17 protein-coding genes and 1 pseudogene are annotated in these 13,743 nt (G+C 66.5%); 9 read left to right on the plus strand and 9 right to left on the minus strand.

Annotated elements, in window-relative coordinates:
* From CCN39_RS27560 to CCN39_RS27585, 6 genes are all read left to right on the plus strand, one after another.
* Positions 1-784 (plus strand): transglycosylase SLT domain-containing protein (locus tag CCN39_RS27560; protein ID WP_158104548.1); only part of this gene is annotated, 784 nt, incomplete at its 5' end.
* On the plus strand, positions 781-1,635 hold the full coding sequence (locus tag CCN39_RS27565) for a phage distal tail protein (RefSeq protein ID WP_086846729.1): 855 nt from the start codon (positions 781-783) through the stop codon (positions 1,633-1,635). The genes CCN39_RS27560 and CCN39_RS27565, both read left to right, overlap by 4 nt.
* Positions 1,632-2,795, plus strand: coding sequence for a Gp37-like protein (locus CCN39_RS27570; protein WP_158104549.1), 1,164 nt, complete (start codon positions 1,632-1,634; stop codon positions 2,793-2,795). The genes CCN39_RS27565 and CCN39_RS27570 overlap by 4 nt, the downstream gene beginning before the upstream one ends.
* A 3-nt stretch (positions 2,796-2,798) precedes the next feature.
* Entirely contained in the window at positions 2,799-3,671 is an 873-nt protein-coding gene (locus CCN39_RS27575) for a hypothetical protein (RefSeq protein ID WP_086846733.1), read from the plus strand.
* Complete coding sequence (locus tag CCN39_RS51230; RefSeq protein WP_208630405.1) at positions 3,668-3,961, plus strand: hypothetical protein; 294 nt, start codon at positions 3,668-3,670, stop codon at positions 3,959-3,961. The genes CCN39_RS27575 and CCN39_RS51230 overlap by 4 nt, the downstream gene beginning before the upstream one ends.
* A 21-nt stretch (positions 3,962-3,982) precedes the next feature.
* The gene (locus CCN39_RS27585; protein ID WP_086846735.1) at positions 3,983-4,879 is read left to right on the plus strand and encodes a peptidoglycan recognition protein family protein; all 897 of its coding nucleotides are present in this window, start codon (positions 3,983-3,985) and stop codon (positions 4,877-4,879) included.
* 104 nt (positions 4,880-4,983) lie between these two features.
* On the opposite strand, the gene CCN39_RS27590 is transcribed toward CCN39_RS27585, so the two are convergent.
* The gene (locus tag CCN39_RS27590) at positions 4,984-5,358 is read right to left on the minus strand and encodes a hypothetical protein (RefSeq protein ID WP_086846737.1); all 375 of its coding nucleotides are present in this window, start codon (positions 5,356-5,358) and stop codon (positions 4,984-4,986) included.
* Positions 5,359-5,999: 641 nt separating this feature from the next.
* Here CCN39_RS27590 and CCN39_RS27595 point away from each other — a divergent pair.
* Entirely contained in the window at positions 6,000-6,854 is an 855-nt protein-coding gene (locus CCN39_RS27595; protein ID WP_158104550.1) for a helix-turn-helix domain-containing protein, read from the plus strand.
* A gap of 227 nt (positions 6,855-7,081) precedes the next feature.
* Positions 7,082-7,393, plus strand: coding sequence for a MerR family transcriptional regulator (locus tag CCN39_RS51945; protein WP_244211039.1), 312 nt, complete (start codon positions 7,082-7,084; stop codon positions 7,391-7,393).
* On the opposite strand, the gene CCN39_RS27605 is transcribed toward CCN39_RS51945, so the two are convergent.
* The 5 genes from CCN39_RS27605 to CCN39_RS27620 form a co-directional block, all read right to left on the minus strand.
* Positions 7,381-7,563, minus strand: coding sequence for a hypothetical protein (locus CCN39_RS27605; protein WP_086846740.1), 183 nt, complete (start codon positions 7,561-7,563; stop codon positions 7,381-7,383). The two genes, CCN39_RS51945 and CCN39_RS27605, sit on opposite strands and share 13 nt — an antisense overlap.
* Positions 7,564-7,576: 13 nt before the next feature.
* Positions 7,577-7,864: a hypothetical protein gene (locus CCN39_RS27610; RefSeq protein ID WP_086846742.1), complete on the minus strand. Its 288-nt coding sequence runs from the start codon at positions 7,862-7,864 to the stop codon at positions 7,577-7,579.
* 258 nt (positions 7,865-8,122) lie between these two features.
* Entirely contained in the window at positions 8,123-8,356 is a 234-nt protein-coding gene (locus CCN39_RS27615; protein ID WP_086846743.1) for a hypothetical protein, read from the minus strand.
* Positions 8,353-8,490 (minus strand): hypothetical protein, encoded by a 138-nt coding sequence (locus CCN39_RS50255; RefSeq protein ID WP_158104551.1) that lies wholly within the window; start codon positions 8,488-8,490, stop codon positions 8,353-8,355. The genes CCN39_RS27615 and CCN39_RS50255 overlap by 4 nt, the downstream gene beginning before the upstream one ends.
* Positions 8,487-9,398, minus strand: coding sequence for an HNH endonuclease (locus CCN39_RS27620; RefSeq protein ID WP_086846745.1), 912 nt, complete (start codon positions 9,396-9,398; stop codon positions 8,487-8,489). The genes CCN39_RS50255 and CCN39_RS27620 overlap by 4 nt, the downstream gene beginning before the upstream one ends.
* Before the next feature lie 300 nt (positions 9,399-9,698).
* Between CCN39_RS27620 and CCN39_RS27625 the strand changes: the two are divergent.
* Positions 9,699-11,087: pseudogene (locus tag CCN39_RS27625) on the plus strand (M14 family zinc carboxypeptidase); the annotation flags it as partial.
* Positions 11,088-11,133: 46 nt separating this feature from the next.
* Here the strand turns inward: CCN39_RS27625 and CCN39_RS27630 are convergent.
* From CCN39_RS27630 to CCN39_RS27640, 3 genes are all read right to left on the minus strand, one after another.
* A complete protein-coding gene (locus CCN39_RS27630) occupies positions 11,134-11,745 on the minus strand; it encodes a LysE family transporter (protein ID WP_086846748.1) in 612 nt (203 codons plus the stop codon).
* The gene (locus CCN39_RS27635) at positions 11,742-12,833 is read right to left on the minus strand and encodes a J domain-containing protein (RefSeq protein WP_086846750.1); all 1,092 of its coding nucleotides are present in this window, start codon (positions 12,831-12,833) and stop codon (positions 11,742-11,744) included. Before CCN39_RS27635 ends, CCN39_RS27630 begins: the two co-directional genes overlap by 4 nt.
* A 427-nt stretch (positions 12,834-13,260) precedes the next feature.
* Positions 13,261-13,743 (minus strand): AMP-binding enzyme (locus CCN39_RS27640; protein ID WP_143264171.1); only part of this gene is annotated, 483 nt, incomplete at its 5' end.

A 13,743-nucleotide genomic window follows, 5' to 3' on the forward strand; every position in this document is an offset into this window, starting at 1 on the left:
CGCCCTCGGCGCCGGCGCCGGCGCGGCGTATCTGTCGACGGTCAACGCCCAGACGGTGATGGGTCTGCCGCACCCGCCGCAGCTGCCGAAGTACACCCCGCCGGTGTTCGCCCTTCCGGGCGGCGCCGGTGCTTCGTTCATCCCGACCGGCCAGCACCTGGCGTTGATCGACGCCGCGCTTGCTGCGGATGGCATCCCGCAGGCCGACTGGCCGCGCTGGGAAGCCGGCATGAACGTGCTGATCCAGCGTGAGTCCGGATGGAACGCCAACTCGGTGAACCGGTGGGACATCAACGCCAAGCGCGGTACGCCGTCGGGCGGTTTGACCCAGACGATCGGCCCGACGTTCGCGGCGAACCGCAACCCGAGCCTGCCGAACAACATGTTCGACCCAGTGGCGAACATCGCCGCGTCGATTAACTACATCCGGCGCCGCTACGGCGACATCTCGAATGTTCAGCAGGCGAACCCGAATCTGCCGCCGAAGGGCTACGCGGCGGGCGGTTTGGTCCGCCGGTTCGGTAGTTACGACAACGGCGGACAGCTCGAGCCGGGCTGGACGTCCGTCTACAACGGCACTGGGAAACCGGAGAACGTCCGCACCGCGGCCGCCGAGGATGCGTTGTTGTCTGAGCTGCGCGCCGTGAGGTCGGCGATCGCCGACCTGGCGAAGCGGCCGGTTCACGTCGACGGCGAAGTCCTTCTGGATGGCCGACAGGTTGTCGGCGCCGTGCGGAATGCAAACCGTCAAATCGAGCATGAAGGCGGGGTTGGTGTTCTGTGAGCGCCGAGATCTCGCAGTGGATCGCCGTCGACGGCACGGTCACCACGCTCGACGTCGACTGGGATGCATCGGGCAGGTTCGCGCCGCCACCGGTGTTCGCGTCGACTGGCGTTCCTGGGCAGCCAGGGGAGCGGCTCCGCGAAGTCCGACACGGGATCAAAGAGTTCACGGTCAAGCTGACACTTGCCGCGTCTGACGAGGGCTCGCTGCGTACGGCACAGCGAGCCCTCGTCAAGGCGATGAACCCTGTGCGCGGGCCGGGAACTTTGCGCGTGACGTCCCCTCTCGGCGATGTCCGCGAGATTCTTTGCTACTACTCCGATGGCCTAGGCATGGACGAAAAGGAAGGCGTGTCAGGGCCGTCCATGCAGCAGGCGGACGTGACTTTCAGAGCGTTTGAGCCGTATTGGCGTGACGCTAGCGACATCTCGATTTCCTACACCGTAGGCGTTACGCCGACGTTTTTCCCGTTCTTTCCGCTCCGGCTGACGTCGTCGCAGATCGCGGTGGACGCAACGGTCAGCAACAACGGCGATGTCGAGACGTGGCCGGTGTGGCAGATCAACGGTCCCGGGAATTCGATCACGCTGCGGAACATCACCACCGGCGAGCTGCTGACCTTGACGGGCGTAACTCTGACGGCCGGCCAGTTCATCACTGTCGACACGCGACCGGGCTACGGGACGGTGAAGATGAACGACGGCACTTCGATCTTCTCTGCCCTGACTGCTACGTCGTCACTATGGTCGCTGGCCGAAGGCTCGAACGCCGTACGTCTTGAGATGACCGGCGCGACGGCCGGCGCCTCCGCGCTGCAACTGAACTACCGGCAGAAATACCTGTCGCCGTGAGCTTCGAATGGCAGCTGTACATCAGAGACAGCAACTTCCAGCGACAAGCTCGGATCGACGACTACGAGAGTCTTGACTTCACGAAATCCTACAACGACGTCGGCTCGTGGACGCTCAAGATCGACCGGCGATCACCGGCGGCGGTCCTGCTCAGCAACCCGGACTGGGGCATCGAAGTCTACCGGCGCGGGCAGCGGGTGTTCTCCGGCATCTGGACGGAAGTTCGCCATACCCGCGACATGGCGGCGAACGACCTCCAGATCCAGGGCGCCTCGGATGAGATCTGGCTGCTCGACCGGCTGGTGCATCCGTCGCCAGCCGAAGCGGCGCCGCCGTACACCCTCCAGGCGTCCAGCGTGCTCAGCGGCACGGCCTCCACGGTCCTGATGTCGTACGTCGGCGTCAACCTCGGCCCGTCGGCGATCGCGCCACGCCGCAAGGTCGGCCTGGCGCTTGGAACTGACCCGATTGTCGGGGCTACCGTCCGCGGCGAAGGTCGCTGGGACTCCAACCTGTTGACCTTCCTGCAACCGCTGGCTACCGCTGGCGGCGTCGGCTTCCGGGTTGCCCAGGTGTCCGCCGGTCTCGAGTTCCAGGTGTACCAGGGCGTTGACCGCTCGGCCACAGTGAAGATGTCGGTGCCGTTGAAGAACCTCGAGTCTTTCGAGTTCACGCGCAGTCGGCCCAAAGCGAACTATGTGTTCGTCGGTGCCAGCGGCACCGGAACGTCGCGGATCATCAAGGAATTCTCAGACGCCGAGGCGATCGCCACGTGGGAACGCATCGAAGGCCCTCTGGTCAACGCCGATTCGACGTCGACGGACACAGTGATCAACCAGGAAGGCGCCGACGCTCTGGCGCAGAATTCCGAGCAGGTGTCGCTGACGGTCACGCCGATCGAAAGCGATGATATGCGCTGGCCAGACCACTATGACGTCGGGGACACTGTCGCGGTCCAGCTCGACAACCCGGTATTCACGCCGTATTCGGAGTCGACACAGGTCGTCGATGTCGTTCGTGAAATTCGTGTTTCTTTGACGCCCGGTGGTCCGCAGAAGGTTACGCCGACACTCGGCACCCCGTCTCGCGGCAACATTTCGCGCTTGGTTCGGGCCTACAAGCAGGCTGCTAGCCGGATCAACAATCTCGAAAGGTCTTAGCGAATGGCGACAGCCTTCGACTCTTACGCGCCATTCGACTCCGGGCCGGGTTCCAACGTCACGGAAGACACCTGGCGCTCCATGATGCGCCGTGGCGTGATGACCGGCGTTGTCGCCGGCGTGGCGAACGAAATGGCGGTCTTCGCCAACTCAACCGGCATGCAGGTGTTTATTCCCACTGGTGAATGCTGGATCGAGGGTCACTGGGGGCAGCTGGCGACGCAGAAGACGCAGCCGATCGCTGCGGCTCACGCCACTCTGGCCCGCCTGGATCGCGTTGTTGCGCGATGCGACTTCGTCAATAACCGAATCGAATACGATGTTCTGACCGGAACGCCGGCCGCTTCGCCGACGCTCCCCTCATTGACGCAAAACACGTCGATTTGGGAAATCAGCCTGGCGCAGGTCAGTGTTGCGGCAGCCGCGTCGACCATTGCCGCGGGGAATGTCGCCGACCTGCGGACCTGGGGAAGCATCCGCTTGGTTGCGGATGGCGTCACATCTCCACAGTCGTTCACGACTGGCGTCACCGCGACGGTTCAGTGGCCGGTGTCGCAGTCGCTGGATCCGACGATCATCACCGTCAGTGGAACCAACAACACGACTTTCACTTGCGCCAAGGCCGGTTTCTACCTTATCGAAACGGCACTGCGCCTAGCGTCCGGTACGACAAACCTCGAACTGTCGATCAAGGTTAACGGTAGCCGCGTGTCTGCCGGGCAGGGGAGCGTGCTCACGTCCTGCTCGACCGGCAAGCGGCTATTGGTTGGCGACGTTGTCACGATTACCGCGATTCAGACTTCCGGCTCCACTAAGGCTGTCGAATCTGGCGCCGAGGAAACCAGCCACCTCAGCATTGCGCGGGTGAGCCCGTGAGCATTTTCGCGATTATTACCATTGTCCTGGGGGGGCTTACGGCGCTCGGGGCAGCATGGAAAATCCTGAAGCCGGTGTTCTCGGCCGTGCGCCGGCTGACGCATTTCGTCGACGACTGGTTCGGCGAGCCGGATAGGCCGGGTGTTCCCGGGCGGCCAGGCGTAATGGCTCGTCTCGAACTGATGCAAACCGACCTGGACAAAATCAAACATGAAATGTGGCCGAACTCCGGCTCGTCGCTTCGCGACGCCGTCGACCGGCTCGAGAAGGCGGCGAATAGTAATGAGTGACGGAAAGCAGGTGTCGGCCTGATGGCATGGTGCCCTTTCGCAGTCCATAAACCGATCAGCAAGTCCCGGCATGCGATCACCCCACGCGCGATTATCGCCCACACGGCCGTGTCGCCGGCATCCTCGCTGTACGGGTACTTCTCCGGCGTCGGCGATGACAGCCACTTCTACATCGACGGCACCGGCCGGATCGAGCAGTACGTCGACACCTCACTGTCGGCGTACGCCAACCGCGACGCGAATGATTTCGCGATCTCTTTCGAGACGTGGGACAACGGCGACCCGGAACACACACCGTGGACCCCGGCGCAGGTCGACAGCATCATCCGGCTAAATAGCTGGCTCGCCAGCGTCCATCCCACGATCCCGCGCTGGCAGATCACTAGCCCGTACGGCTCGGGTATCGGCTGGCACGCCATGTTCGGCGCCCCGTCCGCGTGGACGAAAGCCGTCGGCAAGACGTGCCCCGGCGCCCCCCGAATCGACCAGATGCAGCGGGTGATCATTCCCGCCTTCGTTAACAACACCACCCCCATTCCCACTGTGGAGGAACTGATGAGACTCGCCGAACCCCGCGACCTGCCGGTGGCGGCCACCGCGCAGCGCAAGGTGTTCTCGGTCGAAGTCGGCAAGGTCAGTGAGGGTGGCAACAGCTCTGTCGTTGACGACATGTGGCTTGTCATCACCTCGGCCGACTTCGGCGACCCAAACGGCAGCACCGAGTACAGCGTGTGGGCCGGCAACGACTCCGGCGTCTACGCCGGGTTCGGCGCGGGCAGCAGCCCGGCCGCGGGGAAGCTCACCAAGAACGGGTGGGCGATCTTCGTCTTGAAGCCAGGCACGCGTACCGTCACGCTCGAGTGGAAGAACAACGGGCAGGCCCAAGCTGGCTACAGCTTCCCGCAGAAGGGTCAGTAGCCCCCCCATACCGCTGCGTGCCGGTTCCTCCCGCCGACCAGCGCGCAGCACTCCGCCCCCGAGTTCCCGGCAATCCCGGGTTCTCGGGGGCGGCTTTTGTCGTTTCAGGCTTCCGGCTTGCCCTCTGCCCAGGTTGGCGGCTTGCTCAAGTCGCGGCCGACCATGCCACCACCGATGAGGCCGATGACGCACAACCCGGCGAGCACGTAGCCCCAGGTGCCTCGGGTGTCGCGGGTATCGGAGCATGCGCCCGCGTAGCCGGCGTAGCGGTTGCCCGAGTCGGATCGGTGCGCGAACGCGTTGTCCATAGACTCGCCGAATTCGGCGTACATAGCGTCGTGAGTGTCCGGTGACCATACGGAGCCGCAGGAGATGTCCTTGCCGCCCGTGGTGGTCGCCGACACGGGGGTCATGAACAGGATCGCGGCCACGGCACCCAGCGCTGCCGCGAGGGCGATGATGAACTGTCTTGGCGTCATGGCGTCCCCTCCGGAAGTGGTCTGCAGTGAAGTCGTGTGGATCTCGCCTGTCGTTGCCTGCGTGACCTAACCGTGACAAGAAGCAGCCCCGTCTCGATGTGCGGTGTCGAGACGGGGCTGCCGACTGCCGCCTATCGTCGGGGCGTTTCGGCGGCAGCCCCCTGCGGAGGCCCGATCGCAGGAGTTCGGGGAGGGTTGGACTCCTGCGATCGGGGACCTAGGTCGATCTCTTCGACCTGTTTCGGGCCCAGGATGGGGCCGCCTCCCGAGTTGGGCGTGAACGTCCGCCACCCATGCCGCGTCATCGCGCCCGACTCGCACACCACGGGCATCGACGCTGGTGTGCAGAGGCCTCGTGAAGCTCGTCAGGGAAGAACCGCAGCGTCGGATACATGCGGTCCTCCTGGCAGCGCGGCACGTATGTTGTCGCACCTAGCGTGCCAGGGTCGAAGTCGTGGACGTAGTCGTCGGCCGAGACATACCAGGACTGGTACCCGCCGGTTGCCGTTGCGCTGACTCTGACTGTCATGATGTCCCCGAACTTCGTCTGCTCTTGTCAGTGCCTACTGACCATACAACTGGCAATGCCACTTGGCACGGTGCAAACGGGTGACGTGACCGTGACGCTACGATCACGCGCTATGGAATCCACGGGACCCGGGACGTACCGCCTGGTGCTTGGTCGCGAGCTTGCCGCGCTGCTCAGGGCGTCCGGGGTGTCTCGTGACGACATCGCGGCCCATCTTGATTGGGATGCGACGAAGCTGTCGAAGATCCTGCAAGGTAAACGCCTGCTCCGGGTCGACGAGGTCGACAAGCTGCTGCAGCTGTTCAACGCCGGCGCGGAGGACGCAGAGCGGATCCGCGACATCGCCGCTCAGGCGCGCAAGCGCGGCTCGTTCGGCAAGGTCCCCGACTGGTCGCGACAGTACCTGGGGCTTGAGCGCGACGCTGTTGACTTGAGGTTCTACCGGGCGGAGCTGTTTCCGGGCCTGGTGCAAACCGAGGAGTACGCGCGCCATGTCGTGAGCACGTCGCCGGTTGTGGCGGCGGTGGACGTGCCGCGCGTGGTTGAGGCCCGGATGCGCAGGCAGGGCATCTTCGAGCGGCAGCAGCCACCTACCCTTCACTTGATCATCGGCGAGGCTGCACTTAAGACGGAGGTTGGCGGCCCGGGCGGCCTGGCGCGACAGCTGCGAAGCGTGTCATCACTTGGCAAGTCTGGCGCGATCACGGTTCAGGTACTCAAGGCGTCCGCGGGTGCGCACCCGGCTCTTGGCACCGACTTCATGATCTTGGATGCCCGGATCGGCGACGAAGTCAAGACGTGGGCCTACCTCGAGTCGCTGACGAAGGCGGACCTCTTGGACGGCGAGCAACACGTCAATGCCTATCGCCTAACGTTCAGCGCCCTGTCCACCCTGGCCGTCACGCCCCGTGAGAGTCTTGACCTGATCGACTCGGCCGCCGAAGACCTGGAAAAGAGGAGTGAATGACTACTATCTGCCCGCCCCGCAGGCTGAACTGTTCGTCGGGTGGCGAGGGCAACAGCTTCGAGATTGTCCTGCCGAGGGTTGATGAGCCGCTCGAGGTGCCAGCTCGGGATGGCCGGCGTCACTCCGCTGGCCGGGTCGACGCCGTGCAGACGTCGTGGCCGGCGCCGCAGCTGGGTTGAGCTCGGCAAGAGGCCCCCGGCGCACAACCCGGCGCCGGGGGCCTCTTCATGTTCAAGACATCCGGCATTGCCACCCGAAATTCCCGAAGGCTTTGCCGGTTACGGAACGTTGCAATCGTTGTGTTCGCTGCGACCGTTGCAGCTGTCGTGATTGACGCGCTTTCGCATGCAATCGTGGCGATCATGCAGCCCAAGCTGGTGCCGACGGGTGTCGCCGCCCAAGCCCTCGGCGTCGACCGCGCGACCCTGGTGCGATGGTGGCAAGACGGCAAGGTCGAACCGGCCGTAGTGACCGCCGGCGGTCATGGGCGCTGGGATCTCGCCGACCTTCACCGACAGCTGAAGCGTCAGCGGCGGTAGTGGCGGGTCCACCAGCTGACGAGTGTCGCGCCGGCGAGCGCGAGGGTGGTTGCCCCGGCGATCACCATCCACTCGACACTGCCGGCCGCGACACCGAGCGCTAGGCCGAAGAGCGAGCCGAGCGTCAGCAAGGCGAGTATGCCAGTGGCAATGCCAGTTTTGGTGCTCATCGGTATGATTCTCCTACTCCTTTTGCAGGATGCAACTCGATCTTTCGGGTGATGTGGTAGTGCCTCCCGAAGTGTTCGGAGCGGCGGCTCGGCGGGTTCGGTGCACCCAGGCTTCAAGTTCGGCGCGCTGCTCCTGCGTGAGCGGATCCGGGACGCGGGTAACTTCGTAGATCTCCGGCTGCCTCGAGTTGGCGAGATACCAGTCCTTCTCCGCCTCGGTGTGGGCGTAGTAGGGCTGAGGCCTGGTGGCCATGCGCTCGCGACCTTTGACGGAGATCAGCCAGCCGAGTTGTTCGCTCATGTGTTCGAACGTAGCTGGCCGCGTCCCGGATCCTCAAGCCCTCATGCGACGTCGATGATCAGCGGCCGATCCCATCGTGCCGCTTGCTGACGTGGTACGGGCAGGACGGCTCGAAGCAGTTGCCCTCAGAGTTGGCGACGTGGCCGTTGGGGCATTCGCTCGTGTCCATTAGGGGATCCTCCTGATGAAGTGACATTCTGACGTTGGAGTCGTCGTCAGCCCGGTCTCGATCCCGGGGACGCCCGAAGGCGTTTCGACTCAGCTGGGGAGGATGGGGAATCCGGGGGTGTCGCGGACGCCGCACTCGTCACGCGTCTTGGAGGCGAGCATCTGCAGGACGAAGTGCAGCTCGTTGGCTGCCTCACGGTCCGCGCCGAAGCCGCTCTCGCGATACCTCGCGGCGTAGTAGTCGCGCTCCCTGACCAGCCAGCCGGAGAACTCCTTCAGGCCGGCGCGGAGCTGAGCGGCCGGGGCTTTCGCGCGCGCGGTCATGACTGCCGCCTTACCGGGAAGCCGCGATTGGCGGCGATCAGTAGCGCCAGGATGACCGGGGCGGACAGCCCCGTCGCGAGGCTCACTTGTAGTAGCCAGGACGTCACGCGGAAGTATTCGAGGTTCGTCGTCATGCGATCTCCTTCTGGTGGTCTTCGTGGGCGCTGAGTGCGGCGCTGACGGCAGGCGGTACCTCGCGGTCGCCGAGCCACGCAAGAACGTCTTTCGCGCCCTTGCTGCAGTTGCAGGCTGCGCAGGCGGGCACCAGGTTCCAAGTGGCGTGGTAGCCGCCACGGGCCAGCGGGATTATGTGGTCGTCGTGGTCATGCGGACCGCCGCAGTAGACGCAGGTGGCAAGTCCGCGAGCTTCGTAGGAGGCAGCCAGGTCGGCGGCGGTGAAGGGCTTGACGGTGGCGGCCGCTCTTAACGACCTGCGTCTCTGGGTTCGCTGCCGATTGGCCTTGGCCCACCCTGGGTCGTTTCGCCTTCTTTCGTTCTGTCTGGCTCGTTGGGCGGCGACCTTGTCGGTGTTTTTCAAGCGCCACTCGGCGAGCCTTTTGGCATGACGTTGTGGATCGGATTGATACAATCGTCGAGCTGAGTCCTTTACCTTTTCGGGATTTCGCTTCTTCCATGTGCGAGAATAGGTATTGACTTTATCGGGGTTCGCCCTCCTCCATTCTGCATTCTTTTGGCAAATAACCTCCTTATTCTCCTGGAAGTATTCAGCCTTCTGAGACCTTATCTTCTCGGGATTTTCAAGTCTTCGCTGCCGCTCTCGCTCGCAGACCTTCCCGCGGTTACGCGCGTAGTACTGGCGGTTCAGCTTCTTGACCCGGGCGGGGTCATCCGCGTATCTCACCCTCCTTCTGCTGTTTATCTCCGCGCCGCGCTCCTTCCTTCGGGCGGCTTCGTAGGCTAGACGGCACGCCTTGCATGATGGCTTGAATCCGCCCGGCGACTTCGCATGTCGGTGAAACTGGCCTAACGCCTTCGTCTCGCCACACTTCGTGCACGTCTTCGTCGCCGCCTGAGTGTCCATGCAATCCAGTGTCAAGATTGCACAACGCTCGTGACAATGCCGAGTTTATCGACCTGTGATAGTCAGTCGCGCCCATTCTGTTGTTTTAACTGGCCGGTTGTTCGTCCCGGAGTTATCGGGCCACCCCGTAGCCTCGCGCCAGCTCGTGCCAGGCTCGTCCAGCCGGCGGCTAGTTGATCTCCAGCGGTAAGGATCGGGTAAGGATCAGGGTCACCTCGCCCACTCGTCAGTCACCCGTCTTCACTGGTTATTTTCCCTGCTCAGAGCTTACAGATCTGTAGGATCCCCAGGTCAGAGGATTGCCGCTTCGACTACGAAATGAAGCGCAAGAACTGCAACGTCAACGACTCGCCGCCGCAGTTCGCGACCGGCGTCTGCAAGGCGAACCCGGGCGGCCGCGTCCGCGGCACCGACCCGAACCGCAACTACGGCGGCTTCTGGGGCGGCAACGGCGCCGAGCTGACCTGGAGCGGCGACACCTTCCGCGGGTCCGCGCCGTTCAGCGAGCCCGAGGTGCGCAACGTGCGCTCGATCGTGTCCTCGCGCCAGGTGACCAACCTGATCACGATGCACACCGTCGCCGCGCTGGTGCTGCGCCCGCCGGGCGTGGCGGACGTCCGCCCGCCGCTGGAGGAGCCGCAGTACAAGGCCCTCGGCGACAAGCTGGCCTCGCGCAACGGCTACACGAGCGAGCCGAGCTGGGCGCTCTACGACACGACCGGCACCACCGAGGACTGGTCGTACTGGGCCACCGGCGGCTGGGGCTTCACCATCGAGGTCGGCGGCAACGGCTTCCACGGGCCCTACGCCGACAGCGTCGTGGCCGAGTACGAGGGCCTGGCCCCCGCGGCCGGCGCCGGCAAGGGCGGCAACCGGCAGGCGTTCCTGGACATGCTGGGCAACGCGGCCGACCCGCAGCAGCACTCGACGCTGATCGGTTCGGCGCCCAAGGGTTACCAGCTCAAGCTGCACAAGACGTTCCAGACGCCGACGTCGCCGGTGATCCAGCCCGACGGCTCCACCAAGCCGCCGATCTACATCACCGACGACCTGAACTCGAAGTTCACCGCCACCGGCGGGCGCTTCGCGTGGTCGGTCAACCCGTCGACGCGGCCATACGTGGCCGGCCGGTACGGGCGCACCCCGCAGGGCCCGGCGCAGCAGGGCTTCGCGGTCGCCAACCCGGCGGGCGTGCCGCCGATCAACCAGAACTACCCGGCCGACCCGGCGGGTGACTCGTTCACCTTCCACGTCGACGGCCTGCCGAAGGTCGACAACGGGAAGTTCAGCGTCAACATCAACTGGGCGAACACCGCGACCGACTGGGACCTGTACGTCTACGACTCGGCGGGCAACCTGGTCAGCTCGTCGGCGAACGGCGGCACGACGTCCGAGCACGCCGTGCTGTTCGACCCGCCGGCGGGTGACTACAAGGCCGTGGTGGTCAACTACGACCAGGCCGACCCGAACGCGGTCGACGACTGGACCGGCGACGTCTCGTTCTCGTCGCCGATCCCGCCGACGTACGGGACGAAGGAGGCCTACCAGCTGACCTGCTCGTCGCCGAACGGCAAGCTCGTCGGCGTGGCGGACGTCTACGCCGACCGCGGCCAGACGGTCGACGTCGGCGAGGTCTGCACCCGCTCCGCGCACGCGCAGAAGCAGCGCGCTTCGGGTGGGACCCGGTAGTTCCCGGTCAGTTCGTGAAGGCCTCCTCGCTCGCGCGGGGAGGCCTTCACGGCGTTGTGGCGAGGGTGCAGCCGAGGATGACGAGAACCGTGCCCACGACGCGGTTGAGGGCCGGTTCGGCGTGCGCGTACCAGCGTTGGGTGGCGGGGGAGGAGAAGAGCAGGGCGACGCTCAGGTGCCAGCCGGCCGAGGTGACGACGATCAGCGCGACGGCGGCGGCTTTGACGGCGGTGGGTTCGGTGGGCGGCAGGGTGGCGGTGAGGACGCTGCCGAAGAACGCGGCGGCCTTCGGGTTGGACAGGTTGCTGAGGACGCCGCGGCCGAAGGCGTTGCCGCGACCGGTCGCCGGCTCCGCGGGAGCGCTCGGCGCGCGGGCCCGCCACCACAGCCGCACCCCCAGCCACGCCAGGTACCCACCGCACGCGACGCGCAACGCCGTCGCCAGCCAGGGCGTACGGGCGAGGACGCTGCCCAGCCCGAAGACCGCGACCGCGGCGAGCAGCCCGCCCGCGGCGACCACGCCGAGCGCGATGGCGACGGCGGCCCGCCGGGTCCCGGTGGCGGCGGTGTGGGCGATGAGGACGAAGTTGGGGCCGGGGCTCATCGCGGCCGGCAGGTAGGCCAGGAGGACGGTGCCGAGGGTGGCGGCGGGACTCACGCCGCCCGGCCGCCGCCGACCACCTGGTCGCGCAGCCTCCGCAGCGTCTCGTGGTCCACTGTGGACGGATCCGCGGCCAGCCATTCGCCGATCTCGTGCAGGAACTCGTCCGGGGTCATCGGGGCGACCGCCAGTTCACCCGGGTCCGCCGTCGTCAGGTCGCCGCTGCGGCTCGGGTACACGATCATCACGCCCCGCAGCGCCACGCCCGGCAGCAGGCCGCGGTACGCCGCCAGGCTCTCCGCCAGCCGGCTGCCGCCGCCGCGGAACGGGCGGCCGTTGCGCAGCAGCCTGCCGTCCTCGGCCGTCTCGTAGTGGCCCGGGAGCCACAGCTTCGACTCGATGAGCACCAGCCGCTTGCCGCACAGCACCGCGTGGTCGACGTCGGCGAACACCGAGCCCGGCCAGGCGAGCCCGTGGAAGATGCGGGCGCCCGGCAGCCGGGTCAGGTAACCCTCGAGGAGGTCGGCGGTGAGCCGCTCGGCCAGCTCGTCGCGCTCGGTGCCGGGCGCGCCGAACACCGTGCGGCCGCCGAACTCCTCGGCGTACGCCTCGCGCGCCTTCGCGGCCCGCAGGTACCCGCGCGCCAGCCGCTGGACCAGCAGCGCCGTGCCGGCCGTGAGCAGCAGCCACACGATGAGCACCGGCGTGCTGAACCCGACGCCGGTGACCAGCGGCAGCAGCACGAGCACCATCCCGGCGACCGCGACGACCACCGGCGTGTGCCCGGGCCCGCGGCGGCGGCCGTGCCGCATCCGGGTGTCCTCCCCGGCGAAGTGCCACCAGCTCAGGTCCTCGGCGTCCAGCTCGGGCAGGTCGGGGACGAAGCCGGGCTCGTCGCCGAAGCGGCGCCGGGGCCGCGGCCGGACCGGCACCGGCACCACGGTCGCGCCGCCGGAGTCGTAGCGCGCGCGGGCGACCGGGTCGCTCAGGACGTCGTAGGCCTCGCGCAGCAGGCGGAAGGTGCCGACCGTGCCGCCGCCGTCCGGGTGCATGGTCTTGGCCAGCCGGCGGTAGGCCGTCTTGACGTCGGCCGCCGTGGCGTCGCGACGGAGGCCGAGCACCTCGTAGTAGTCGACGTCGGGCACGCGGGTGGTCACCTCCGATGGCTGCGCGAAGACTTTATGGGGTCGCGTCTCCGGGGCTGTCACCGCCTCGGCGGCGCGCCAGGGTGATGGTCCTCGGTGCAGGTCAGGGCGGTGTGAGGAGTTTTACCGGCGGCGACGGGGAAGCGGGCGTTCCGGCGTGGCGGCTCCGGCGGCGCGGGTGACGACGTCGCGCGCGGGGGCGGTGGCTCGTTTGCCGTGGTCGCGCAGTGTCCACTGAGGACTGTTTGTCACTCGGAAGTGTTGCTGCAGGGGAGAAGGGCGGCTTCGGGGTGACTTTTCGTAGTCGGAATCCACCTGAATGGCCCTGAACATGTGTTCGAATCCTCGGCTAGGCTCGGGTCATGTCCTCCCTCAGACGTGGCGGGCCCACCGCCACCCCACCTCGGCAGCGGGCCCGTCACCCCCGTCAGCGCTCGCGCAGCAGGTACCGCTGCAGCTTGCCGCTGGCATTGCGCGGCAGTGCGTCGAGGAAGCGCACCCGGCGCGGGTACTTGTACGGCGCGGCAACGGCTTTGGCGTGCTCCTGCAGGGCGTGCACGAGGTCCGGGCCCGGGGCGGCGCCGGGCCGGAGCACGACGAAGGCGGTCACGACCGCGCCCCGGTCCGGATCGGGTGTGCCGACGACCGCGCACTCCTCGACGTCCGGGTGCGTCAGGAGCACCTCTTCGACCTCCGGGGCCGCGATGTTGTAACCGGAAGAGACGATCATGTCGTCGCTGCGCGCCACGAACCGGAAGTAGCCGTCGGGCTCGCGGACGTAGGTGTCGCCGGTGATGTTCCAGCCGTCGCGGACGTAGTCGGCCTGGCGCGGGTCGCCGAGGTAGCGGCAGCCGGTGGGGCCCTGGACGGCGAGCAGCCCGGGCGTGCCGTCCGGTGCCGGGCGGCCGTC

It is taken from the genome of Amycolatopsis kentuckyensis, from assembly GCF_002155975.1.
Lineage (GTDB): Bacteria > Actinomycetota > Actinomycetes > Mycobacteriales > Pseudonocardiaceae > Amycolatopsis > Amycolatopsis kentuckyensis.

Coding starts and splice junctions, on each gene's coding strand:
- CCN39_RS51945 (WP_244211039.1), top strand. CDS start 7,082: ATGTTCAAGACATCCGGCATTGCCACCCGAAATTCCCGAAGGCTTTGC.
- CCN39_RS27595 (WP_158104550.1), top strand. CDS start 6,000: ATGGAATCCACGGGACCCGGGACGTACCGCCTGGTGCTTGGTCGCGAG.
- CCN39_RS27585 (WP_086846735.1), top strand. CDS start 3,983: ATGGCATGGTGCCCTTTCGCAGTCCATAAACCGATCAGCAAGTCCCGG.
- CCN39_RS27605 (WP_086846740.1), bottom strand. CDS start 7,563: ATGAGCACCAAAACTGGCATTGCCACTGGCATACTCGCCTTGCTGACG.
- CCN39_RS27590 (WP_086846737.1), bottom strand. CDS start 5,358: ATGACGCCAAGACAGTTCATCATCGCCCTCGCGGCAGCGCTGGGTGCC.
- CCN39_RS50255 (WP_158104551.1), bottom strand. CDS start 8,490: ATGACGACGAACCTCGAATACTTCCGCGTGACGTCCTGGCTACTACAA.
- CCN39_RS27610 (WP_086846742.1), bottom strand. CDS start 7,864: ATGAGCGAACAACTCGGCTGGCTGATCTCCGTCAAAGGTCGCGAGCGC.
- CCN39_RS27575 (WP_086846733.1), top strand. CDS start 2,799: ATGGCGACAGCCTTCGACTCTTACGCGCCATTCGACTCCGGGCCGGGT.
- CCN39_RS27615 (WP_086846743.1), bottom strand. CDS start 8,356: ATGACCGCGCGCGCGAAAGCCCCGGCCGCTCAGCTCCGCGCCGGCCTG.
- CCN39_RS27620 (WP_086846745.1), bottom strand. CDS start 9,398: ATGGACACTCAGGCGGCGACGAAGACGTGCACGAAGTGTGGCGAGACG.